This window comes from Lysobacter antibioticus HS124 (assembly GCF_000336385.2).
Lineage (GTDB): Bacteria > Pseudomonadota > Gammaproteobacteria > Xanthomonadales > Xanthomonadaceae > Lysobacter > Lysobacter firmicutimachus.
The window spans coordinates 1-24,273 of sequence record NZ_HG424497.1; the positions used below are offsets into that span (position 1 = coordinate 1).

Annotated in this window: 17 protein-coding genes; 10 read left to right on the plus strand and 7 right to left on the minus strand. The window is 68.9% G+C overall.

The window, feature by feature from the left end; translation table 11 throughout:
- Positions 1–214: 214 nt before the first annotated feature.
- The 4 genes from TX83_RS10635 (at position 215) to TX83_RS10650 (ending at position 3,806) form a co-directional block, all read left to right on the plus strand.
- On the plus strand, positions 215–1,420 hold the full coding sequence (locus TX83_RS10635) for a pyridoxal phosphate-dependent aminotransferase (RefSeq protein ID WP_064747928.1): 1,206 nt from the start codon (positions 215–217) through the stop codon (positions 1,418–1,420).
- Positions 1,421–1,470: 50 nt separating this feature from the next.
- A complete protein-coding gene (locus tag TX83_RS10640) occupies positions 1,471–1,860 on the plus strand; it encodes a glutaredoxin family protein (RefSeq protein ID WP_064747929.1) in 390 nt (129 codons plus the stop codon).
- Between the two features lie 94 nt (positions 1,861–1,954).
- Entirely contained in the window at positions 1,955–2,941 is a 987-nt protein-coding gene (locus tag TX83_RS10645) for a malate dehydrogenase (RefSeq protein WP_064747930.1), read from the plus strand.
- A gap of 190 nt (positions 2,942–3,131) precedes the next feature.
- A complete protein-coding gene (locus TX83_RS10650) occupies positions 3,132–3,806 on the plus strand; it encodes a LuxR C-terminal-related transcriptional regulator (RefSeq protein WP_064747931.1) in 675 nt (224 codons plus the stop codon).
- A 31-nt stretch (positions 3,807–3,837) separates the two neighbouring features.
- On the opposite strand, the gene TX83_RS10655 is transcribed toward TX83_RS10650, so the two are convergent.
- The 4 genes from TX83_RS10655 to TX83_RS10670 form a co-directional block, all read right to left on the minus strand.
- Positions 3,838–6,480 carry a hybrid sensor histidine kinase/response regulator gene (locus tag TX83_RS10655; RefSeq protein ID WP_261370106.1) on the minus strand — a complete coding sequence of 881 codons (2,643 nt, stop codon included), beginning with the start codon at positions 6,478–6,480 and terminating at the stop codon, positions 3,838–3,840.
- Positions 6,481–6,618: 138 nt separating this feature from the next.
- Positions 6,619–7,830 (minus strand): OprO/OprP family phosphate-selective porin, encoded by a 1,212-nt coding sequence (locus TX83_RS10660; RefSeq protein ID WP_064747952.1) that lies wholly within the window; start codon positions 7,828–7,830, stop codon positions 6,619–6,621.
- Positions 7,831–7,954: 124 nt separating this feature from the next.
- Entirely contained in the window at positions 7,955–9,277 is a 1,323-nt protein-coding gene (locus TX83_RS10665) for a dicarboxylate/amino acid:cation symporter (RefSeq protein WP_064747932.1), read from the minus strand.
- A gap of 73 nt (positions 9,278–9,350) precedes the next feature.
- Positions 9,351–10,703 carry an MFS transporter gene (locus TX83_RS10670; RefSeq protein ID WP_261370107.1) on the minus strand — a complete coding sequence of 451 codons (1,353 nt, stop codon included), beginning with the start codon at positions 10,701–10,703 and terminating at the stop codon, positions 9,351–9,353.
- 317 nt (positions 10,704–11,020) lie between these two features.
- Here TX83_RS10670 and TX83_RS10675 point away from each other — a divergent pair, with 317 nt between their 5' ends.
- From TX83_RS10675 to TX83_RS10700, 6 genes are all read left to right on the plus strand, one after another.
- On the plus strand, positions 11,021–13,366 hold the full coding sequence (locus tag TX83_RS10675) for a TonB-dependent receptor (RefSeq protein WP_064747934.1): 2,346 nt from the start codon (positions 11,021–11,023) through the stop codon (positions 13,364–13,366).
- A gap of 323 nt (positions 13,367–13,689) precedes the next feature.
- Complete coding sequence (prpE, locus tag TX83_RS10680; RefSeq protein WP_064747935.1) at positions 13,690–15,585, plus strand: propionate--CoA ligase; 1,896 nt, start codon at positions 13,690–13,692, stop codon at positions 15,583–15,585.
- A 123-nt stretch (positions 15,586–15,708) separates the two neighbouring features.
- Entirely contained in the window at positions 15,709–16,767 is a 1,059-nt protein-coding gene (locus tag TX83_RS10685; protein WP_064747936.1) for a suppressor of fused domain protein, read from the plus strand.
- A gap of 88 nt (positions 16,768–16,855) precedes the next feature.
- Positions 16,856–17,743 (plus strand): methylisocitrate lyase, encoded by an 888-nt coding sequence (gene prpB / locus TX83_RS10690; RefSeq protein WP_064747937.1) that lies wholly within the window; start codon positions 16,856–16,858, stop codon positions 17,741–17,743.
- A 169-nt stretch (positions 17,744–17,912) separates the two neighbouring features.
- Positions 17,913–19,064: a bifunctional 2-methylcitrate synthase/citrate synthase gene (prpC, locus tag TX83_RS10695; RefSeq protein ID WP_064747938.1), complete on the plus strand. Its 1,152-nt coding sequence runs from the start codon at positions 17,913–17,915 to the stop codon at positions 19,062–19,064.
- A gap of 306 nt (positions 19,065–19,370) precedes the next feature.
- Entirely contained in the window at positions 19,371–19,892 is a 522-nt protein-coding gene (locus TX83_RS10700) for a hypothetical protein (protein ID WP_064747939.1), read from the plus strand.
- Positions 19,893–20,168: 276 nt separating this feature from the next.
- Here the strand turns inward: TX83_RS10700 and TX83_RS10705 are convergent, their stop codons facing one another.
- The 3 genes from TX83_RS10705 to TX83_RS10715 form a co-directional block, all read right to left on the minus strand.
- Positions 20,169–20,780, minus strand: a complete 612-nt coding sequence (locus TX83_RS10705) for a glutathione S-transferase N-terminal domain-containing protein (protein ID WP_064747940.1) — start codon at positions 20,778–20,780, stop codon at positions 20,169–20,171.
- A gap of 181 nt (positions 20,781–20,961) precedes the next feature.
- Positions 20,962–21,420, minus strand: a complete 459-nt coding sequence (locus TX83_RS10710; protein WP_064747941.1) for a cell wall hydrolase — start codon at positions 21,418–21,420, stop codon at positions 20,962–20,964.
- Positions 21,421–22,198: 778 nt separating this feature from the next.
- Positions 22,199–24,265, minus strand: a complete 2,067-nt coding sequence (locus tag TX83_RS10715; protein ID WP_064747942.1) for an NADPH-dependent 2,4-dienoyl-CoA reductase — start codon at positions 24,263–24,265, stop codon at positions 22,199–22,201.
- Positions 24,266–24,273 lie beyond the last annotated feature (8 nt).

Below are 24,273 nucleotides of genomic sequence, written 5' to 3' on the forward strand. Positions count from 1 at the left end.
CCGCCGGTCCGTCCGCCACGCCGGGCACAGGCACCGGCCCGGCCGCGTATCGGCGCGGTTGCGCACGCCGCCGCGCGCATCGCGCCGCACGGCCGCCGGCGAGCGCTGTGCTACCATTTTGCGGCTCGATCCGGCGGTTTCGCAGCCTTCGGGAACCCCGTCGCGCACCTCTCCCGCACGCTCCCGACGTACCCGACCCCACGAGGTTTCTACGATGCCCCAGCTCGCCCGGCGCATCGGTCGCGCCAAGCCCAGCGCGATCATGCAGGTTGCCGAAAAGGCCAAGCGGCTCAAGGCCGAAGGCCGCGACATCATCAGCTTCTCGATCGGCGTTCCCAACTTCCTGCCCGGCGAGCACGTCTACGCCGCGGTGCGCGAAGCGCTCGCCAAAGACAGCGGCCAATACGGCAGCAACCGCGGCGCCGACGCGCTGCTGGATGCCTTCATCGAGCACATGGGCAAAATCGGCCTGACCGGCTACGGCCGGGTCAACTGCGCCACCGGCATCGGCGCCAAGCACGTGATCTACAACATCGCCGAGGCGCTGCTCGACGAAGGCGACACGATCGCGTTCCCGACGCCGTACTGGACCAGCTATCTCGACATCGCCGAGATCGTCAACGCCAAGATCGACCTGCTGCCTTGCCCCGCCTCGCAGGACTACAAGCTCACCCCGGAACAGCTCGACGCCGCGCTGGCGAAGAAGCCGAAGGTGTTCTTGTTCAACAATCCCTCGAACCCGACCGGCATGGTCTATTCGAAGGACGAAATCGACGCGCTGGCCGCGGTCGTCGCCAAGCATCCGGACACCTGGATCATCACCGACGACATCTACAACCGGATGGTGTTCGACGGCCTGGGCTATCACAACTTCGTCCACTCGCGTCCGGAACTGCGCGACCGGGTGATCTTCATCGACTCGCTGTCCAAGACCTACGGCATGCCGGGTTGGCGCGTGGGCTTCATGGCCGGGCCGGAATCGGTCGCCCAGGCCGTGACCACGATGAATTCCAACCACATCACCAACGTGCCGGAGATCGTCACCGCCGCCGCGGTGGCCGCGCTGTCCGGTCCGCAGGACGTGCCGACGCAGAAGTGCGCCGAGTTCCAGGCCAAGCGCGACCAGGTCATGGCGGTGATGAACGCGATCCCGGGCGTGGTCTGCCCGCGTCCGCAGGGCGCGTTCTACGTGTTCCCGGACATCAGCGTCGCCTTCGGCAAGACCCACCAGCCCAGCGGCCTGAAGATCGGCAACGACATGGACCTGTGCAACGCTCTGCTGGAAACCAAGGGCGTGGCCTGCGTGCCCGGTTCGGCGTTCGGCGAGCCGCGCGCGCTGCGCATCAGCTACACCTGTCCGACCCCGCAGCTGGCCCCCGGCCTGCAGCGCTTCCAGGAATTCTTCGCCGAGCTCGCCTGAGCCCGGCAAGAACTTCCAGGCCACCCAGACGATCCGGAGAAAGGAAGCCCATGCGTGTCACCACCGTGCTCTGGATCGTTCTGGCGGCCGCCGTCGGCATCGGCGGCGCCAAGGCGCTCAAGTCCGGCAGCCTCGCCGGCTTGTTCTCTTCGCGTCCGGCCGAACTGCAGCCGGACGACCCGCGCCGCAGCACCGGCGACAAGCGCATCGTGATGCTCGCCGCGGAGTGGTGCGGTTATTGCGAGAAGCTGCGCAAGGACTTCGAGCTGGCCGAGGTGCGCTACCGCATCATCGACATCGACACGCCCGAGGGCCAGCGCGCGATGAGCGCGGTCGGCGCGCGCGGCGTGCCGGTGACCATCGTCGGCCAGGACATCGTCTACGGCTACAACATGGACGAGATCAAGCAGCGGCTGGAGCCGCTGGGCTACCGCCTGTAAGCGCGGCCGCTTCGTCCTCCCGTTCGCGGGCCGCGCGCCCGCATCCGTTCAACCTGCGATCCCATCTGCGATCCAATAGCGAAGGAAACACCCCATGAAGACTCCCGTCCGCGTTGCCGTCACCGGTGCTGCCGGCCAGATCGGCTATGCCCTGCTGTTCCGCATCGCTTCCGGCGAAATGCTCGGCAAGGACCAGCCGGTCATCCTGCAGATGCTGGAACTGCCGCTGGAGAAGGCCCAGGCCGCGCTCAAGGGCGTGATGATGGAGCTGGAAGACTGCGCCTTCCCGCTGCTGGCCGGCATGGTCGGCACCGACGATCCCAAGGTCGCGTTCAAGGACGCCGACTACGCCCTGCTGGTCGGCGCGATGCCGCGCGGCCCGGGCATGGAGCGCAAGGACCTGCTGCTGAAGAACGCCGAGATCTTCACCGTGCAGGGCAAGGCCCTGAACGACGTCGCCTCGCGCAACGTCAAGGTGCTGGTGGTGGGCAACCCGGCCAACACCAACGCCTACATCGCCATGAAGTCGGCGCCGGACCTGCCGGCCAAGAACTTCACCGCGATGCTGCGCCTGGACCACAACCGCGCGCTGTCGCAGCTGGCCGCCAAGGCCGGCGTCGCCGTCGCCGACATCAAGAACATGGTGGTGTGGGGCAACCACAGCCCGACCATGTACCCGGACTACCGCTTCGCCACCGTCGGCGGCCAGTCGCTGAAGGACAAGATCAACGACGCCGACTGGAACGCGAACACCTTCATCCCGGTGGTCGGCAAGCGCGGCGCGGCGATCATCGAAGCGCGCGGCCTGTCCTCGGCCGCCTCGGCCGCCAACGCCGCCATCGACCACATGCGCGACTGGGCGCTGGGCAGCAACGGCGAGTGGGTGACCATGGGCGTGCCGTCCGACGGCAGCTACGGCATTCCGGAAGGCGTGATGTACGGCGTGCCGGTGATCACCGCCAACGGCGAATACACCCGCGTCGAAGGCCTGGACGTCGACGCGTTCAGCCGCGCCGCGATGGACAAGACCCTGGCCGAGCTGGAAGAAGAGCGCGCCGGCGTCGCCCACCTGCTGGGCTGATCCGCGCCGCGCGCAAGACCCGGAACGGGGCGGCTTCGGCCGCCCCGTTTCGTTTGGCGGCGGCGTGTTTCGACGGATCGCCCCGCCGTCGGCCCGGCGCTGCATTGCGGCGTCGTTCGGCGCGCCGCAGCGGCCGCCGCAGTGCGCAGGAAGCGTGTAGGATCGGTTCCGCCGTGTTTCAGGACCGCCCATGAGCGACGCGCTGCGCCTGTTGATCGCCGACGACCACCCGATGTTCCGGGCGGCGCTGCGGCATGCGCTGGGCGAAGTGCTGCCCGGCGCGGGCATCGTCGAAGTGGCCAGCCAGAGCGCGCTGGAGGCGGCCGTCGCCGGCGGCGAAGCCTTCGACCTGGCCATGCTCGACCTGATGATGCCGGGCGCGATGGGCTTTTCCTCGCTGGTGTTCGCGCGCGGCCAGCGGCCGGAACTGCCGGTGGTGATCATCTCCTCCAACGAGCACCCGCGCACGATCCGACGCGCGCAGCAGTTCGGCGCCTCCGGCTTCGTGCCCAAGTCGGCGCCGGCCAGCGTGCTCGGCGAGGCGGTGACCGCCGTGTTGGCGGGCAAGGTCTGGTTTCCGCCGCTGCAGGCCGAGCGCGACGAAGGCGACGCCCAGCTCGCCGACCGCCTGGCCCAGCTGACCCCGCAGCAGCTGCGGGTGCTGATGCGGCTGGCCGACGGCCTGCTCAACAAGCAGATCGCCTACGACCTGTCGCTGGCCGAAAACACGGTCAAGATCCACGTCACCGCGATCCTGCGCAAGCTCGGCTGCCACTCGCGCACCCAGGCGGCGGTGCTGGTCAAGGGGCTGTCGCTGGAAGAGGAAAGCGGCGGCCTGCACGATCAGGGCAACGCGCTGCGCTAAGGCCGGCCTCTGGCGCCGCGCTCGACCGGCTTCATTCGCCGCGCGCCAATAAGCGCATCGCCAACGCGCGCAGCGCCGCCGGCTTGAGCGGCTTGGGCAGGAAATGCCAGCCGCGCTCGCTCGCGCGCGGGCGCAAGCCGGGTCCGGCGTCGGCCGACATCAGCACCACCGGCGGCAGCCGCTGCCACAGCGCCTCCAGTTGCGCGGCCAGTTCGAAGCCGGTGCTTTCGCCGAGCCGGTAATCGAGCAACAGCAACTCGGGCATGGGCGCCTCGACCGCGCGGGCCCGGGCCTCGGCCGCACTGCCCGCGGCCTCGACCGCGCAGCCCCAGTCGGCGAGCAACCCCTGCGCGGCCTGGCGCGAATGCGGGTCGTCGTCGACCACCCAGACCCGGCGGCCGTGCAACGCCGAGTCCGGCTCGGGCGCGGCCGCGGATGCCGGCACGGCCGCGGCCTCGACCGGCGCTTGCCGCGCGTAAGGCACTTCGACCGAAAACACGCTGCCGCGTCCCGGCCAGGAGCGCACGGCGATGCGGTGATCGAGCAACTGCGCGACCCGGCGCACGATCGCCAGCCCCAGGCCGGCGCCGCGCGCCGGCGCTTCCACGCCGACGTCCAGGCGCTGGAACTCTTCGAAGATCAGTTCGCGCTTGGCCTCGGGGATGCCCGGGCCGGTGTCCCAGATCTCGATCCGCACGCCGTCGCGCAGGCGCCGCGCGCCGAGCACGATGCAGCCCGCGCGCGGCGTGAATTGCAGCGCGTTGGAAAGGAAGTTCTGCACGATCCGGCGCAACAGCACCTCGTCGCTGTCGACGATCGCGCTGCTGGCGATGCAATGCAGGCGCAGCCCGTGCGATTCGGCGAGGATGCGGAACTGGCCTTCGATCGCGTCGAACACCCGCGCCAGCGGCAAGGCGCCGCGGCGCACTTCCAGCGCGCCCGACTCCAGCCGCGATATGTCCAGCAGGCTGGACAGGATGTCGTCCTGCGCGGTCAGCGCGGCCTCGATGCGGTCGGCCAGCTCGCGGCTGTCCGGGTCGACCCGCCGGCGCAGCGAGGACAGATACATGCGCGCCGCGTTCAAGGGTTGCAGCAGGTCGTGCACCGCCGCGGCGACGAAGCGGGTCTTGTAGCGGTTGGCGCGTTCGGCGTCGCCTTTGGCCGCCTGCAGGTCGCTGGTGCGCTGCTCGATGCCGCGCTCCAGGCTGTCGGCGAGGCTGCGCAGATCGCGCGCGGCCTGCTTGTAGGCGGTGATGTCGGCGTAGCTGGTGACGAAGCCGCCGTCGGGCATCGGATTGCCGCGGATCTCGATCACCGTGCCGTCGGGGCGCTCGCGCTCGTGCAGATACGGCTGGCCGCGCTGCAGGTGTTCGAGCCGGCGCCGGATCGCCTCCTCGGGCTCGTTGCCGAGCAGGCCGCGCCGGGCGTTGTAGCGGATCAGGTCTTCGATCGGGCGACCGACCTGCAACAGCTCCGGCGGATAGCGGAACAGCTCGGCATAGCGCCGGTTCCAGGCCACCAGGCGCAGTTGCGCGTCGACCACGCTGATGCCCTGCGGCAGATGCTCCAGGCTCTGGCTTTCGCCGAGGCTGGCCTGCGCTGCCTGGACCACGCCGTCGCCGGCGTTGCGCAGCGCCTCGGCGTGCAGCTCGACCATCTTCTCCAGTTCCTGCCGGCTGCGCAGCCGCAGCGCGGCGATGCGGTTGCGCTGCAGGATCAGCAGCACCACCGAGACCATCAGCAGCCAGGCGCCGGCGGCGACCAGGCGCGCGATCCAGGCCGTGCGCAGGCTCGGCGTGGTATCGCGCAACAGGTGCAGGGTCCAGTTCTCGCGCGGCAGGTGCAGCGACTGCCACAGCATCGGTTCGCGCATCGCCGGATCGCGCAGCCGCACCACCCGCGCGCCTTCGCCGACCTCGCGCTGGACCCGGAACGCGGCCGCTTGCAGGCGCTGGCCCTGGTACTGCCGGGTGAGGCGCAGCTCGCGCTGCTGCGCCGGCGTTTGCGGCGCGAGCACGCGATAGCGCCATTGCGGATGCGCACTGAGGAACACCACGCCGTTGGCGTCGCTGAGCAGGACCAGGTCGCCGCGCTCGCTCCAGTCCGAACGGATGTCCTCCAGTTCGACCTTGACCGCGACTGCGCCGACCGCGCCGCCGCGCTCGTCGTGGACGGCGCGGGCGATGAAGTGTCCGGGCACGTGGGTGGTGACGCCGATGGCGTAGAACTCGCCCGCGCCTTGGGTCATCGCGCGCTGGAAATACGGGCGGAAGGCATAGGAATGGCCGACATTGCTGTTGGCCAGGTTCCAGTTGCTGGCGGCGATGCCGATGCCCGCCGCGTCGATCAGGGTCAGCGTGCTGGTGCGGTTGGCGAAATTGAGCTGGACCAGGCGCTCGTTGGCGCGCTGGCGCTGGGTGCGGTCGTTCGGATTCGCGAGCGTCGCGCGCAGTTGCGGGTCCAGCGACAGCACCGCCGGCATGATCCGATAGCGATCGATGTGCTGCTCGATCACCTGCGCCCGCTGCCCCAGCAACGCCCGCGCTTCTCCCGCCTGGCGCAGCAGCGCTTGCGAGTACGCCACCCGCCCGGCGACCCACGCCGACAGCAGCCCGCCGGCCACGATCAGGATCAGCCACAAGGCGTTGCGGAGTTGGCGGGGGTGGTTCAGCACGGTAGAGCCGGGATTGGAGATTCGGGATTCGGGATTCGCAAAGCGTTTTGCCGATTCTGTCAGCTTACTCGCCCGCGCCCGAGATCACCCAACTCTCCCGCACCGCTCTTGCCAATCCCGAATCCCCCATCCCGAATCTCAAAACTGCACCTGCGCCCGCATCTCCAGCATGCTCGGGTCCGCAGACAGCGGGCCCTTGTCGGCCTTCACTCGCACGTAGTTGGCTTGGCACTTGAAGTGGCTGGTCAGGTACCAGTTCACGCCCAGGGTCAGGTCGCGCTGGCGGCCGCCGGCGATGCCGCCGTCGTCGAGGTCGAGTTCGCCGTAGCGGGCCAGCAGTTCGACCGCGCCGTAGCGATGGGCCGGCTTGACGTTGCCGACGTTGTTGCCGTTGTAGGGACGCGATTCGCCGGTGAGCACCCAACTGCCGGTGAGGTAGTAGCCGTCGGCGCTGAAGTCGCGCGCGCCGTTCTCGCGTTGCGCGGTGGCGTGCAGGTACTCGGCCTGGGCCGACCAGGGGCCGTCGATCCACAGCGCTTCCAGGCCGTTGCGCACGATCTTGTCGGTGTTGCGCAGGGTGCCGGAGTCGACCAGGCGCACGCCGGTGAGACCGGCTTCGGGGCGGGCGCGGAAGCGCGCCGCGGGGCCGAAATACGCGCCGCGGCCGTCGCGATAGCCGTGCGGGTTCTCGACCGAGCCGGTCATGCCCAGGTGCAGCACGCGCGCTTTCTCTTTGATCGGGGTCCACACCGCGCGCCCGGCGGCGGTGATGCCGGGGTTGTCGCCCTGCAGGTCGTGGCCGAAGAAGTAGGCCGCGCTGAGCGCATAGCGCGGCCGTTCCAGCGACCACTCCACGCCGGTGCGGCGGCCCTGATAGATCGCCTGCGAGGCCGCGGACAACTCCATCAGGCTGCCGGCGCGCGAGGCGGCCACGCTCTCCATGCTGACCGGGGTCTTGAAGTAACCCACGCGCAGTCTGCCCAGGTCGGTGCCGAACAGCGCCTTGGTCTCCATGCGCAGGGCGACGTCGAGCCAGAGCTTGGATTCGAAGTCGTAGACCGCGGTGAAGTCGTAGACGTCCTTCTTCTTCAGGCTCATGCCGAACTCGCGCCGGCGGTAGTGACCGCTGTCGCGCAACGCGGTCGCGGCGCTGCCGTAGCCGCGGTCGCCGGAGAAATCGACCGTGTCGTAGGCCCAGTTGGCGGTCGCGGAAAGCTCGGTGCCGTCGGCGAAAGCGTGCTTGGTCGGCCAGTTTTCCAACGACCAGGGTTCGGCGGCCTGGACGAGCGGGGCGGCCGCGGCCAGCGCGGCGGCGGACAAGGCGAGGGCGTAGCGGGCGGAACGCGGCATCGGATGGGGCTCCATCGATAGGCGAGGGGCCGTCCTGGCCGCAGGGCGCCGTGCCGGACGCATGGCGTCCGGCGGCGGGCAGTCAAACGGGGCGATCCGGCCGGGGCGACCGGACCGGGGGCGATCAGGCGGTCTTGTCGGCCAGCGGACCGTGGTGATCGGAAGGCAGGTCGACGTCGAGGTCGGTCGCGCTGGGCGGGTTGAGCAGCTCGCGCTGCAAGCGGTCGCGGTCCAGCTCGTTCTCCCAGCGCGCGACCACGATCGTGGCCACGCCGTTGCCGATGAAGTTGGTCAGCGCGCGCGCCTCGCTCATGAATCGGTCGATGCCGAGGATCAGCGCCAGCCCGGCCACCGGCACCGCGGGCACTACGGTCAGGGTCGCGGCGAGGGTGATGAAGCCGGCGCCGGTGACGCCCGAGGCGCCCTTGGAGGTCAGCATCGCCACTGCGAGCAGGGTCAGCTCCTGAGTCAGGGTCAGCTCGACGTTCAGCGCCTGGGCGATGAAGATCGTCGCCATGGTCAGGTAGATGTTGGTGCCGTCGAGGTTGAAGGAGTAGCCGCTGGGCACCACCAGGCCGACCACCGGCTTGGAGCAGCCCAGGCGCTCGAGCTTGCGCATCAGCGGCACCAGCGCCGATTCCGAGGACGAGGTGCCCAGCACCAGCAGCAGTTCGTCGCGGATGTAGCGGATGAAGCGCAGGATGCTGAAGCCGGTGAGGTAGGCGATGGCGCCGAGCACGAGCAGGATGAACACCGCGCAGGTCAGGTAGAAGCTTCCCATCAGCCGGGCCAGCGGACCGAGCGAATCCACCCCGTACTTGCCGATGGTGAAGGCCATCGCCGCGCCGGCGCCGATCGGAGCCAGCTTCATGATCATGCCCATCATGCCGAAGAAGGCCTTGGACACGGTCTCGAACAGGTCGATCACCTTCTCGCCGGACTTGCCCATGTGCAGCAGGGCGAAGCCGAACAGCACCGCCAGCAGCAGCACCTGCAGCAGGTCGCCGTTGCCGGTGAAGGCGTCGGTGAAGGTCTTGGGGATGATGTGCAGCAGGAAGTCGACCGTGCTCTGGTCCTTGGCCGCACTGGCGTATTTCTCCACCGCGCTGGCGTCGAGCGTGGCCGGGTCGGCGTTGAAGCCCGAGCCGGGCTTGAGCGTATTGACCACGATCAGGCCGATCACCAGGGCGATCGTCGAGACGACTTCAAAGTAGACGATCGCCTTGACCCCGACCCGTCCGACCTTCTTCACGTCGGATACGCCGGCGATGCCGAGCACCACGGTCAGGAAGATGATCGGCGCGATCAGCATCTTGATCAGCGAGATGAAGCCGTCGCCGAGCGGCTTGAGCTTGACCGCGAAGTCGGGGAAGTAATGGCCGACCACGCCGCCGAGGACGATGGCGCCGAGCACCCAGAGATAGAAGCGCGAGCCGGACTTTTTCATGGCGGGTACTCAGGCGGGGACGGATGGAGAGGGTGGGGCGGAAAGGAGCGGGAGCGGGTGGGGCGATGAGCGATCAGTCGCGGTCAATGTGCGAGTGCTTGCGGGTGTCCGGCATCAGCACGTAGACCAGCAGCGAGCAGGCGATGCAGGCGCTGACGTACCAGAAGAAGCCGGTCTCCATGCCGATCTTCTTGAACCACAGCGCGACCGGTTCGGCGGTGCCGCCGAACAGGGCCACGGTCAGCGCGTAGGGCAGGCCGACGCCGAGGGCGCGGATCTCGACCGGGAACAATTCGGCCTTCACCACCGCGTTGATCGCGGTGTAGCCGCTGACCGCGCTGAGCAGGATCATGATCAGCCAGAACGCCTGCATCGGCGTCTGCGCGCCCTGGATCAGGTGCATCACCGGCACGGTCAGGGTCGCGCCGAGCACGCCGAAGGCGATCAGCAGCGGGCGGCGGCCGATCCGGTCCGACAGCGCGCCCACCAGCGGCTGCATCAGCATGTACACGAACAAGGTGGCCGCGTTGATCAGCGACGCGGTCTCCTTGTCGAAGCCGGTGCTGATGGTGAGGAACTTCAGCATGTAGTTGGTGTAGGTGTAGAACGCCAGCGTGCCGCCCATGGTCAGGCCGACCACGGTCAGCACCGCGCGCGGATGCTGCATCAGCGTGCGCAACGAGCCTTCCTTGCGCGCTGGCGTGTCGCCGGCCTTGAGCTTGGCGAAGGACTCGGTCTCCTGCATGTTGCGGCGCAGGTACAGGGCGACGACCGCGGCCAGCGCGCCGATCGCGAACGGAATGCGCCAGCCCCAGGACTTGAGCTGCTCCTCGTCGAGCACGAACTGCTGCAGCACGATCAGCACCAACAGCGCCAGCAACTGGCCCAGGATCAGGGTCACGTAGAGGAAGCTGGACCAGAAGCCGCGGTTCTCGCGCGAGGACATTTCGCTGAGGTAGGTGGCCGAGCTGCCGTATTCGCCGCCGACGCTCAGGCCCTGCATCAGCCGCGCCAGCACCAGCAGCACCGGCGCCAGCACGCCGATGGTTTCGTAGCCGGGGGTGAAGGTGATGATGAGCGAGCCGGCGCACATCATCAGCACCGACAGCATCAGCGCGGCGCGGCGGCCGTTGCGGTCGGCGTAGCGGCCGAACACCCAGCCGCCGAGCGGTCGCATCAGAAAGCCGACGGCGAAGATCGCGCCCGCATTGAGCGCCTGCGAGATCTTGTCGCCCTTGGGGAAGAACACGTGGGCGAAGTACAGCGAGAACGCGCTGTACACGTACCAGTCGTAGTACTCGACCAGGTTGCCGATCGAACCGGAGAAGATCGACTTCAGGCGCTGTCCGGCGGTCATCGCCGTAGCGGGCGTCGTGGTCTCGGCGCCGGCGGGGCCGGCGGCGGTGTCAGCGGTAATCGCGCTCAAGGCAAACGGCTCCAGGTCGGTGCGGACGGGGCCGGGCGGCGCGGGGGGAGGGGCGCGCAGCCGCGACGCAACGGCGGCACCTCCTGGCGCCGAGACGGATGGTGGGCCGGGCGCGCGGGGCGGCCAATAGCACCATCGGGTTAGAGCCCCGGCTCAGGTTCGGCCGGCCGCCCGTTCATCCGCTCAGCGATGAGCGCTGCGGCGCAGTCGCGGACCGTGCCGGCGCGCACGCTTCGCCATCAACGCGTCATCAAAGCCCGGCACCCTGCGCGCTTTGCATCGCGGCATTCCCTCTACGCCGCCCGGAGACGCACGCAATGACCCGAGTGTTCGCCGCCCCGACCTTGTCGGCCGCCATCTGCCTTGCCCTGGCCACGCTGCCGGCCTACGCCGCGACGGCGGATGCCGACGCGGCCGACGCCGATGCGGGCGTTGCCGACGCCACCACCCTGGACGCGGTATCGGTGATCGGCCTGGGCGAAACCCGCCAGGTGCAGCGGGTCAAGCTCGCCGACATCGAGCGCAAGGTGCCGGGCAGCAGCGCGCAGAAAGTGCTCAACAAGCTGCCGGGCATCTCGGTGCAGTCCAACGACGCCTACGGCGCCAACGAGGAATCGCAGACCATCAGCCTGCGCGGTTTCAGCCAGCGCCTGCTCGGCTACACCCTCGACGGGATCCCGCTCGGCGACAACAGCTACGGCAACTACAACGGCCTGGGCATCAGCCGCGCCCTGATCGGCGAGAACCTGGCCGGGGCCGAACTCGCCGCCGGCATCGGCTCGCTCGGCACCGCCTCGACCAGCAATCTCGGCGGCACCCTGCAGTACTACTCGGCCGATCCGGAAAGCGAGTTCGGCCTGCGCCTGGCGCAGACCTTCGGCAGCGACCGCACCCGCCGCACCTATGCGCGCGTGGACACCGGCGACCACGGCGGCTTCTCGATGTACTTGTCCGGTTCGCTGCTCAGCGCCGACATGTGGTCGCGCCCGCACGACAATCAGGACCAGAACCAGGTCAACCTCAAGGCCGTCTATCAGTTCGGCGAAGGCAACCGGATCAGCGCTTACTACGCCAGCGCGGACACCAGCCAGGCCAACTACGCTTATCTGTCCAAGGCGCTGCTGGCGCGTGGCGCCGATTGGGACTGGAACCTGTACAAGCCGGACTGGAAGCGCGCGCTGGCCGCCGCCTATTGCGCGCCGCGGCCGTGGCCGGCCAATCAGCACCGTGCCGGCGACCCGCGCTGCGCCTTCGTCGCGCCGGCGGCGACCATCGACGACGCCTACTACGCCAGCCGCGCGCTGCGCACCGATCACCTCGGCGCGCTGGCCGGCGAGTTCAACCTCGGCGAAGGCCTGTCGCTGAAGGCCCAGGCCTACTACCACGACGACCGCGGCCAGGGCCATTGGTGGTCGCCGGGCAATTACTCCTACCCGAACACCGCCAGGGCGATTCCGATCTCGATCCGCAGCACCAATTACGGCATCAACCGCCACGGCGCGATCAGCTCGCTGGTCTGGGAAGTCGGCCAGCACCGCATCGAGGGCGGCGTGTGGTACGAACGCAACCACCACGACGTGCAGCGAAACTTCTACTTCATCGACGGCCCGGTCAACGACGACCGCTTCCTCAACGACCCCGACCGTCGCCTGTTCTTCCAGAAGTACCGCATCCACACCCGTCAGGCTTATCTGCAGGACACCATCCGCCTGCTCGACGACCGCCTGACCCTGGACCTGGGCGCCAAGAGCACCCAGGTGGTGATGCGCGCGCGCCAGGTCGATCCGCGCGCGATGGAAGTGCCGAACGCGACCGGCCAGTTGCAAACCCGCGACCGCTTCCTGCCCCAGTTCGGCGTCGGCTACCGCCTCGCCGACAACCAGGGCGAGCTGTTCGCCGCCTACACCGAGAATGTCGCCGCCTTCGTCGGCGGCGGCGCCGGTGGCCCGCTGGCGATCAACCAGGCCGCGTTCGACGCGCAGAAGGCCGGGTTGAAGCCGGAATCGTCCAAGACCTTCGAAGCCGGCTACCGCCGCGTCGGCCAGGCCTATCAGGCCTCGTTGAGCGTGTACAAGGTGCGTTTCGACGACCGCCTGCTGTCGCTGAACCCTTGCTCCAGCATCGAAGCCGGCACCCGGCCGGAGTGCATCACCAAGTTCTTCAACGTCGGCTCGGTGGACAGCGTCGGCAGCGAGCTGGTCTTCATCTGGAAACCGAGCGAACACTTCGAGTGGTACAACGCGCTGTCGTGGAACAAGTCGACCTATCAGGACAACTACGTCGACGGCGGCAAGGCGGTGCAGACCCGCGACAAGCGCGTGGTCGACGTGCCGGACACGATGCTGTCGAGCGAGATCAGCTGGCGCCAGGGGCCGTGGCTGGCCAGCCTGAGCGGCAAGTACACCGGCAAGCGCTACTACACCTATACCAACGACAACGGTTTCGGCGGCGCGACCACCTTCGACGCCAGCCTGCGCTACAGCTTCGATGCGATGGGGCCGCTGCGGCAGTGGTCGATCGCCCTGCACGGCAGCAACCTGACCGACAAGCGCACCGCCAGCAATCTGACCGCGTTCAGCGCGTCCGATGCGCCGGGCAAGACCTATGCCTTCCACGCCAACGCGCCGCGGCAGCTGTTCCTGACCTTGGACGCGCGGTTCTGAGCCGGGCCGGAGCGCGGGAGGAGAGCCAATCCCTCGCGCTCCGGTCGCTGTCCCGCGTCGCGCTTGCGCCGGGCGCCGGCTCCCTTTTCGAAGGGCGCTGTTTTTCGCGCGGCCTTCGGCCGTTCTCTGCGGCCCCTTGGCTATCCGCGTCGCCCCGCCATCTGGGCCGTTGCTCCTCTGAGAGAAGGGGGCAGGGGGCGCCGTTGTCGTTGCCTTCCTCTCCCCGCCGTTCCCCGCGCCTAGACCATCGTCGTAACGCAAGCCGCCTCGGCTTGCACTAGCCTCGGCAGCATCCGCCGCTACGCCCTGCGCGAGGCCGCCGCATGCGTTACCAGGACTTCCACCGCCGCTCGATCGAGCAACCCGAGGCGTTCTGGGCCGAGCAGGCGCAGGCGATCCACTGGCACAAGCCGCCGCAGGCGATCCTCGAATACGACCGGCCGCCGTTCCGGCGCTGGTTCGCCGGCGGCGAAACCAACCTCTGCTACAACGCCCTGGACCGTCATCTCGACGAACGCGGCGACCAGCTCGCCCTGGTCGCGATTTCCAGCGAGACCGGCCAGACCCGCGAGCTCAGCTACCGTGAGCTGCATGCCGAGGTCAATGCGTTCGCCGCGGTGCTCAAGTCGCTCGGCGTCGGCCGCGGCGACCGGGTGGTGATCTACATGCCGAACATGGCCGAGGCGGTGTTCGCCATGCTCGCCTGCGCGCGCATCGGCGCGGTGCATTCGGTGGTGTTCGGCGGCTTCGCCGCGCACAACCTGGCCCTGCGCATCGACGATGCCGCGCCCAAGCTGCTGATCTGCGCCGACGCCGGCATGCGCGGCGGCAAAGTCATTCCCTACAAGCCGCTGGTCGATGCCGCCTGCGAGCAAGCGCGGCAGCCGCCGCCGCACGTGCTGGTGGTCGGCCGCGGCCTCGACCCGGAACACCGCGTCGTCGCCGGACGCGATCTGGATTACGCGACCCTGCGCGCGCGCCACGAGGGCGCGCAGGTCGAGGTGCAGTGGCTGGAATCCAACGAGCCCAGCTATCTGCTCTACACCTCCGGCACCACCGGCAAGCCAAAGGGCGTGCAGCGCGACGTCGGCGGCTACGCGGTCGCGCTGGCGCTGTCGATGTGGTCGATCTACGACATCCGCGCCGGCCAGACCATGTTCTCGACCTCGGACGTCGGCTGGGCGGTGGGCCATTCCTACAACGTCTACGGCCCGCTCATCGCCGGCGCCACCTCGGTGCTGTACGAGGGCCTGCCGACGAATCCCGACCCGGGCATCTGGTGGCGGATCTGCGAGCGCTACCGCGTGCGCACCATGTTTTCCTCGCCGACCGGCATCCGCGTGCTCAAGAAGCAAGACCCGGCCTGGCTGAAGCGGCACGATCTGTCCGCGCTGCAATGGCTGTTCCTGGCCGGCGAGCCGCTGGACGAGCCGACCGCGCACTGGATCACCGAAGGCATCGGCAAGACCGTCGTCGACAACTACTGGCAGACCGAGACCGGCTGGCCGGTGCTGGCCCTGATGCCGGGGCTGGATCTGCAGCCGGTCAAGTTCGGTTCGCCCGGCCTGCCCACGCCGGGCTATCGCCTGCGGGTGATCGACGAAGCCACCGGCCGCGACGTCGGCCCGCACGAGAAGGGCGTGCTGGTGATCGTGCCGCCGCTGCCGCCGGGCTGCATGACCACGGTCTGGAACGACGACGCGCGCTTCCTATCCAGCTACTTCGGCCACTTCAAGGAATTGCTGTACAGCTCGCTGGATTGGGCGGTGCGCGACGAGGACGGCTACACCTTCATCCTCGGCCGCACCGACGACGTCATCAACGTCGCCGGGCACCGTCTGGGCACGCGCGAGATCGAGGAATCGGTGGCCAGCCACGGCAGCGTCGCCGAGGCGGCGGTGATCGGCGTGCACGACGAGCTCAAGGGCCAGGTGCCGGTGGTGTTCGCCACCCTCAAGAGCGGCAGCGGCGAGGATGCGGGCGAGGCCGCGGCGGGCATGCAGCGCTGTGTGGTCGAGCAACTCGGCGCGGTGGCGCGGCCGGCGCGGGTGTACGTGGTCGCAGCCCTGCCCAAGACGCGTTCCGGCAAGCTGTTGCGGCGCTCGATCCAGGCCCTGGCCGAGCAGCGCGACCCGGGAGACCTGTCGACCCTGGACGACCCGGGCGCCTTGGAGGAAGTGCGGCGCGCGCTGGAACGCGGCGCCGACGTCGGCGGCTGAACGTCCGCGGGCCGGCGCGGTTCGTGCCGGTTCAGTCCCTTGACGGATTTTTTGCCGGCGCCGCGTTAGCATCGTGAATACGCGGGATCCTCCGCGGCCGATGCGAGCGAGGCGGAACGCGCAATGACGGCAGAACAGGACAGCGCGCCGGGGTGGGACGCGATCGACCAGGCCCTGAGCCGGCTCTACACGCGTCAGCAGCCGCTGCACTACGGCAGCCCGATCGGTCCCGAGCTCGGCGGCGAGCCTTTGCGCGGCATCAGCGCCTACAAGCGCATCACCCCGGTGCCGCACTGGCACCTGGTCACCTACGGTTTCAGCGAACTCTACGAGAAGACCTCCGAAGACCCGGCGATCAGCGGTTTCGGCTTCGAACTGACTTTCCGCGTCGCCGATCCCGAGGACAGCGAGCAGCCGCCGGCCTGGGCCCTGAATTTCCTGCAGAACCTGGCCCGCTACGTGTTTCAAAGCGGGCACGGCTTCCACGCGGGCCATTACCTGCACGCCAACGGCCCCATCGCCGCCGACACCCAGACTCATCTGCAGGCGGTGGCGTTCGCGCACGACCCCGAGCTGGCGCCGATCGATACGCCCAACGGCCTGCTCGAGTTCCTGCAGGTGATCGGCCTGACCAACGAAGAAGAGTTCGCGCTCAAGCGCTGGTCGACGCTGAAGGTGCTGGACGTGTTCCAGGACTATCTGCCGCTGTGGGTGACCGATCTGGAGCGCGAGTCGTTGCTGGCCGATTCCGACATCGCCGCGCGCCTGGCCGCCGGTTCGGCCCACGAGGGGTCGAGTTCGGCGCTGATCTATACCGACCAGCTCGACTGGAGCCAGCGCAAGCGCCTGCTGCGCCAACCGGCGACGCGGATCGCGCTGGGCGCGCGTCAGGTCGGCGAGCTGCTCGCGCTGCTGCCGCTGCGGCTGCCCTTCGGTAAGCCGTTCAGCCTGGTCGGCCCGCAGGCGCGGATCGTGTTCGAGGCGGCGCCGCGCAACGGCGCCCAGGCCGTGGAGGGAGCGTTGCATCTGCGCCTGAACGAGGCCGCTTTGCGCAATCTGGTCGCCTGCCTGCGCGCCCAGGAGGGCTGCTACCGGGTCGAGGGCGTGGAATTCCTCGAGGTCCAGGTGCTGCGCAGCGAGATCCGCGACCGCGACGGCAACGTGGTGCAGACCATCGGCTAGCCGCGGCCGGCGCCCGGGCGGCAAGGACCGGGCCGGCGCGACGGGGTAAAATGCCGGATCGCCCGAACGGGTCCGCCGGAGTTTGCCGATGTCGTTCACCTCCGCAGGCGCGAAGTTCCGCGCCGCGCTCGCCGCCGAATCGCCGCTGCAGGTGATCGGCGCGATCAACGCCAACCATGCCCTGCTGGCCCAGCGCGCCGGCTACCGCGCGATCTACCTGTCCGGCGGCGGCGTCGCCGCCGGTTCGCTGGGCCTGCCGGACCTGGGCATCAACACGCTCGAAGACGTGCTGATCGACGTGCGCCGCATCACCGACGTCTGCGATCTGCCGCTGCTGGTCGACATCGACACCGGTTTCGGCCCCAGCGCGTTCAATATCGAACGCACGGTCAAGTCGCTGATCAAGGCCGGCGCGGCCGCTTGCCACATCGAAGACCAGGTCGGCGCCAAGCGCTGCGGCCATCGTCCGGGCAAGGAGATCGTGAGTGCGGGCGAGATGGCCGACCGGGTCAAGGCCGCGGCCGACGCCAAGACCGATCCCGACTTCTTCCTGATCGCGCGGACCGACGCGATCGCCGTCGACGGCGTCGATGCGGCGATCGAACGCGCCATCGCGTGCGTCGAAGCCGGCGCCGACGGCATCTTCGCCGAGGCCGCCTACGACCTGGCCACCTACCGCCGCTTCGTCGATGCGGTCAAGGTGCCGGTGCTGGCCAACATCACCGAGTTCGGCCAGACCCCGCTGTTCTCGCGCGACGAGCTGGCCTCGGCCGGGGTGGCGATCCAACTGTTCCCGTTGTCGGCGTTCCGGGCCATGAACAAGGCCGCCGAGAACGTGTACCAATCGATCCGCCGCGACGGCCACCAGAAGAACGTGGTCGACAGCATGCAGACCCGCGCCGAGCTGTACGACCGGATCGGCTACCACGCCTTCGAGAACAAGCTCGACGCGCTGTTCGCCAAGAAGGGCGGCTGAGATTTTCCTTCTCCCGCGACGCGGGAGAAGGCGGCCCGTAGGGCCGGACGAGGGCGAGCGAAACTTCAAGCCAGCGACGCAGCCGGAAGTTCGCCTGCCCTCACCCTTGCCCTTTCCCATGCATGGGAGAGGGAATAAGGAAAAGACCAACTCTATTCGAGGAAGGACCATGAGCGAACCGCAATCGACCCTGCCCAAACCCAAGAAGTCGGTCGCCCTCAGCGGCACCGCCGCCGGCAACACCGCGCTGTGCACCGTCGGCCGCAGCGGCAACGACCTGCATTACCGCGGTTACGACATCCACGACCTGGCGACTAAGTCGACCTTCGAGGAAGTCTCGCATCTGCTGGTGCACGGAGCGCTGCCGACCGTCTCTCAGCTGAAGGCCTACAAGACCAAGCTCAAGCGCCTGCGCGGCCTGCCGGCGATCGTCACCGACGCGCTGGAGCTGGTGCCGGCCAACGCCCACCCGATGGACGTGCTGCGCACCGGCTGCTCGGTGCTGGGCACCGTGCTGCCCGAGCGCGAAGGCCACGTCGCCTCGGAAGCGCGCGACATCGCCGACCGCCTGATCGCCAGCTTCGGCTCGATGCTGCTGTACTGGTGGCACTTCACCCGCAACGGCCGCCGCATCGACTGCGAGACCGACGACGACTCGGTCGCTGCGCACTTCCTGCACCTGCTGCACGGCGAGCCGCCGAGCGCGCTGCACGCCGACTCGCTGGACAAGTCGCTGATCCTGTACGCCGAGCACGAGTTCAACGCCTCGACCTTCACCGCGCGCGTGATCGCCGGCACCGGTTCGGACATCCACTCCTGCATCACCGGCGCGATCGGCGCGCTGCGCGGCCCCAAGCACGGTGGCGCCAACGAAGTGGCGATGGACATCATCTCCCGCTACGGCAGCGCCGACGAGGCCGAGGCCGACATCCGCGCCCGCGTCGAGCGCAAGGAAATCGTGATCGGTTTCGGTCACCCGGTCTATACGGTCGGCGACCCGCGCAATCCGATCATCAAGGAGATCTCGCGCAAGCTGTGCAAGGACGGCGGCAACCAGACCCTGTTCGACGTCAGCGAGCGCATCGAGACGCTGATGTGGGACAGCAAGAAGATGTTCCCCAACCTCGACTGGTACTCGGCGTCCGCCTATCACATGATGGGTATTCCGACGCCCATGTTCACCCCGCTGTTCGTGATCGCGCGCACCACCGGCTGGAGCGCGCACGTGATCGAGCAGCGCGAGGACGGCAAGATCATCCGCCCGAGCGCGAACTACACCGGTCCGGAAGACCGCGCCTACGTGGCGATCGAGCAGCGCTGAGTTGCTGCGGCGCCGGTCCGCCGGCGGCGCAAAACGCAGGACGGCAACGCAAAAGGCCAGGCGATCCGCCTGGCCTTTTGTTTTTTATCGCGACTTCGGCGCAGCCGCGCAGCGTAGCGGCTGCGGCATACGACTAACGTCGAATGCGACACAGAATCCGCATCTGGCGACATGGCATAGTCCCTCGCCAAGCCGGCACGCCCGCACGGCCCGTCCGCGTGCGCACCGCGCATGCAGCGACTGGGTGCCGGCGTCCGCAGGCGCCGCATCGGGGGCTGCGGTCGGGGAAGACTCAGAGGAAACACCATGCGCGAGAGCGATGTGCCGGTCAAAACCCAGGCCGGGCGCGACGAAATCCAGAACCGCACGCGCAAGCTCGCGCCGGTGTTGCGCTCGATCCTGCTGATCGTCGACGGCGATCGCAGCGCGCGCCATTTGCGCGGCCTGATCGCCAGCCTGCATGGGCCGGACGATGCGCTGGAGCAGCTCGAGGCCATGGGCCTGATCGCGTCTTCGGCGGCGGTCGCGGCGACCCAGTTCGCGCATTCGCCGACGCCGGGCGTGGCCTTCGCCGCGGCGGTGCCCGCGCCGGCGCCGCTGTCGGTGGCCGATGCGGCGCAGCGCTACCAGACGCTGTATGGCCTGATGACCGAAGCCGTGCGCGAGCACCTGGGGCTGCGCGGCTACTTCCTGCAGCTCAAGATCGAGCGTTGCGGCAACAGCGACGAGCTGGCCGAGCTGCTGCCCGACCTCAGCGCGGCGTTGGCCAAGGTGCGCAAGGACGACATCGCCGCGGAAATCGAAGCGCGTTTCGCGACCGGGGTCTGAGCGCGGGATTCCGCAATCGCACCGCGATATCGCGTCGCCATCCGAAGTCGGATCGCACCGGATATGTCGCCACTCGACTGCACGAGCCTCGGGCGATCGCGCTTGCGTACGCGAGGCCATGCCATGACGCTGTCCGAAGCCCGGCGGCGCCGATGGAGGGCTGCACGGTGATTCGGGCTTCGGCGGCGCTTGCGTACGCCGCTGCGGTTGTCGCGGCTTACGCCGCTCCTACCCCTGAAGCGCAGCGGTGCGGCCCTGGAGCCGCACCGCGGGTGCTTACAGCAGCCCTTCGGCCTTCAGCGCGGCCTGCACGCCGGCGTCGGCTTCCATGCGGCGCTTGAATGCGGCCAGGTGTTCGTAGCCGGACAGATCGACTTTGGCGCCGTCGGCCCAGCGCAGGGTGATGTACAGGTAGGGATCGGCATAGCTGCGGAAACCGGCCAGCCACTCGCGATCGGCCAGGCGCCGGTCGGCCGCGGCGTACATCGCGCGCAGGCGCTCGCGCGCGTGCTGGCGCAGCGCATCGGCCTGGGCGGGGTCGGGGTGGAACTTGCCCGGCGCGAAGATCGGCAGGAAGGCCGGGTGCAGATCGGAGTTCACGAACGCCAGCCAGCGCGCGGCTTCGGCGTGCTGCTGCGCGCTGCCGTCGCCGGTCAGTCCCGCTTGCGGGAAGGTGTCGGCGATGTAGCCCATGATCGCCGCGTTCTGGGTCAGCACGAAATCGCCGTCGACCACCGCGGGCACGGCGCCGGCCGGATTGATCGCGAGGAAGGCGGGCGCCTTCATCGAGTCCTTGTCGAGCACGTCGACCTCGAACGCGCCGCCGGCCCACTGCAGGGCGATATGGTCGGCGGTCGAACATGCGCCGGGCTTGGTGTAGAGCTTCATGCGGACCTCTCCGTTGTGGCGAAAAACAAAAAAACAGGCCGGCGACTATCACCGACCTGTTTCGCATCCTCAAGGAGGGTGCTGCAACGGATTGTTTCCTGGAGCGGGGATTGGGGATTCGGGATTGGTTAAAGCGGAGCGCTGAAGCTTCTACCGATCCCCAATCCCCAATCCCGGCCGCTCAGCCGCGCCGGGACTTGAGCTTCTGCACCTTGTAGAAGGTGTGGTCGCCGATGACGGCGACTTGGTAAGCGTTGCGCCAGGACGGGCTGGCGATGGCGTGGGCGGCGAAGTGGCTCGCGCCGGGCACGATTTCCTTGCGCTGGCCGTTCGGCAGAGCCCAGTTGCGCTCGGCCGCCAGGGCGACGTTGACCGACTCGGCCCAGGCCTCGCTGTTGCTCAGGCGGGTGCCCGGCGACACCAGGGTGGGGGCGAACTGCTTGTTGGCGGTGACCACGTCGCAGACGGTATCGCCCCACAGGCCGCTGTCGCGGCGGCGCAGGGCGACCTCGGCGACGGCCTGTTGGCCGCGCAGGGACTGGTCGCGGGCTTCCAGGTACACGGTGGTGCTCAAACACAGCGAATCGGCGGTTTGTGGCGGCAGTACCGAGGCCAACCACAGGATCCAGGCCAGTTTCATCAGATGACTCCTTGCTCCGTTGCGCTGGCCGCACTGGGGTGTCCATCGCCCGCGGGGGGCGAGGGGAACCGCGGTAGGGCCAACATGGCGTACTGGGGAGGGCAGCGGCTCTAGCGGCGCGCTTTTGCCCCGTCACCGGAACCCTGGCCGAAAGGCGGCCTCGGGGCGGTGGTGGGTGCCGCTTCTGCAGGGGCGGCGGAAAAGTCGGCGAACGGTAGCGGCGCCTAACCAAACAAAACCTGAATGCCGAAAAGGCAAGTTCCTATTTTGGTTGGAGTTTTTATTCTGAACAGGCGGCAGGTCCTTGGTTTTACAGGGCTTTGTCCCGGCACGAAGCGTGCCCAGCCTGTCTCACCGCTTCATGATCTCACCCCCTAGGGCGTGCCTGAATGCGCGTTTCGGCGTCTCCAGCCCGTCGTGGACTCCGATGCGACTGGGATTGGCGCCCGTCCGGGACAAATTCGCCCCATCGAGCGGCCGGCGGGGTGGCGCGGGGATGGCGCAAGCCGCGACCACGCGCCACTGCGCTGATCGGCGGCGCAGTCGGTCGGCGCTCTATCGACGACCCCGCGACGTCCGCCCCGCGCGCGGAATCCGGCCGATGCCGGACACTCCAACGCCCGCCGCGCGCCTGCCCGTTCGCGCACGCAAACGCAGCGACACTCACGCATACATATATATGTGTGCGCGCAGGCATCCGCGCGCACGGCGGCGCCGGCGCGATACCGCCGCCGGCGCCGCGCGAAAGGCGGAAAAAACCGGCGTTTTATCGGGTGCGCTACAAGCGCGCCGCGAGCCGGCTGCCCTGTGCGATCGCGCGCTTGGCGTCGAGTTCGGCCGCGACGTCGGCGCCGCCGATCACGTGCACCGGCCGGCCGCTGTCGGCCAGTTCCGCGGCGAGCGGCTTGAACGGTTCCTGGCCGGCGCAGATCACGACATGGTCGACCGGCAGCACCTGCTGACTGCCGTCGACGCTGACGTGGAAGCCTTCGTCGTCGACGCCGAGATAGTCGACCCCGCCGATCATCTTCACCTGCTTGGCCTTGAGCGTGGCGCGATGGATCCAGCCGGTGGTCTTGCCCAGCTTCGCGCCCGGTTTGCCGGGGCTGCGCTGCAGCAGCCAGACCTCGCGCGCCGGCGGTTCCGGCCGCGGCTCGACCAGGCCGCCGCGGTTGTCGGCGTAGTCCAGGTCCACGCCCCATTCGGCGCGCCAGCGCGCCGGGTCGAGGCTGACCGAAGGGCCTTCGTGGACCAGGTATTCGGCGACGTCGAAGCCGATCCCGCCGGCACCGACGATGGCCACGCGCCGGCCCGGTGCGACCCGGCCCTTGAGCACATCCAGGTAGCTGATCACCTTGGCGTGGTCCGAACCGGGGAAGCTGACCTCGCGCGGCACGATGCCGGTGGCCAGGACGATCTCGTCGTAGCCCTGCAGGCTCTGTGCATCGGCCACCGTGCCCAGGCGCAGCTCGACCCCGGTCTGTTCGATGCGGCGGCCGAAATAGCGCAGGGTTTCGTGGAATTCCTCCTTGCCCGGCACCTTCTTGGCGAGGTTGAACTGGCCGCCGATCTCTGCGGCGGCGTCGAACAGGGTCACCCGATGGCCGCGCTCGGCGGCGACGGTGGCGCAGGCCAGGCCGGCCGGGCCGGCGCCGACCACGGCGACGCGTTTGGGCGCGGCGGTCGGCGGGTAGTTCAGTTCGGTTTCGGCGCAGGCGCGCGGATTGACCAGGCAACTGGCGTGCTTGTTCTCGAACACGTGGTCCAGGCAGGCCTGGTTGCAGCCGATGCAGGTGTTGATGTCGGCGCTGCGCCGGTCGCGCGCCTTGGCCACCCAGGCCGGGTCGGCCAGCAGCGGCCGCGCCATCGACACCATGTCGGCGTCGCCGTCGGCGAGGATGCGCTCGGCGACATCGGGCATGTTGATGCGGTTGGTGGTGATCAGCGGGATCCGCACCTCGGGCTTGAGCCGGGCGGTAATGCCGGTGAAGGCGCCGCGCGGCACCGAGGTGGCGATGGTCGGCACCCGCGCCTCGTGCCAGCCGATGCCGGTGTTGATCAGGGTCGCGCCGGCGGCTTCGATCGCCCGCGCCTGTGCGACCACGTCGCTCCAGGTCGAGCCTTCGCCGACCAGGTCGATCATCGACAGGCGGTAGACGATGATGAAGTCCGGACCGCAGGCCTCGCGGATGCGGCGGACGATTTCCACGCAGAAACGCATGCGCCCGGCGGCGTCGCCGCCCCAGGCGTCGTTGCGCTTGTTGGTGCGCGGCACGGTGAACTGGTTGAGCAGATAGCCTTCCGAACCCATCACTTCGACGCCGTCGTAGCCGGCCTCGCGCGCCAGCCGGGCGGCGTTGACGAAGGCCTTGATCTGGCGCTCGACCGCGCCGGCCGACAGCGCGCGCGGAGTGAACGGGTTGATCGGTGCCTTGAGCTTGCTCGGCGCGACCTGCAGCGGGTGATAGCCGTAGCGGCCGGCGTGCAGGATCTGCATGCAGATGCGCCCGCCGTGCTCGTGCACCGCGCGGGTCACCTGGCGGTGCTTGCCGACTTCCCAGGGCCAGCTGAGCTTGCCGCCGAAGGGCTTGAGCCAGCCGACCAGGTTGGGCGCGAAGCCGCCGGTGACGATCAGGCCGACCCCGCCGGCGGCGCGCTCGGCGAAGTAGGCGGCGAGCTTGGGAAAGTCGGCCGCCTTGTCTTCCAGGCCGGTGTGCATCGAGCCCATCAGCACCCGGTTGGGCAGGGTGCAGAAGCCCAGGTCCAGCGGCGCGAACAGATGCGGATACAGCGGGTGCGGGGCGGCGTCGGAGACGAGGGGGGCGGAGAGGGCGGCCGAGGACATGCTGGCTG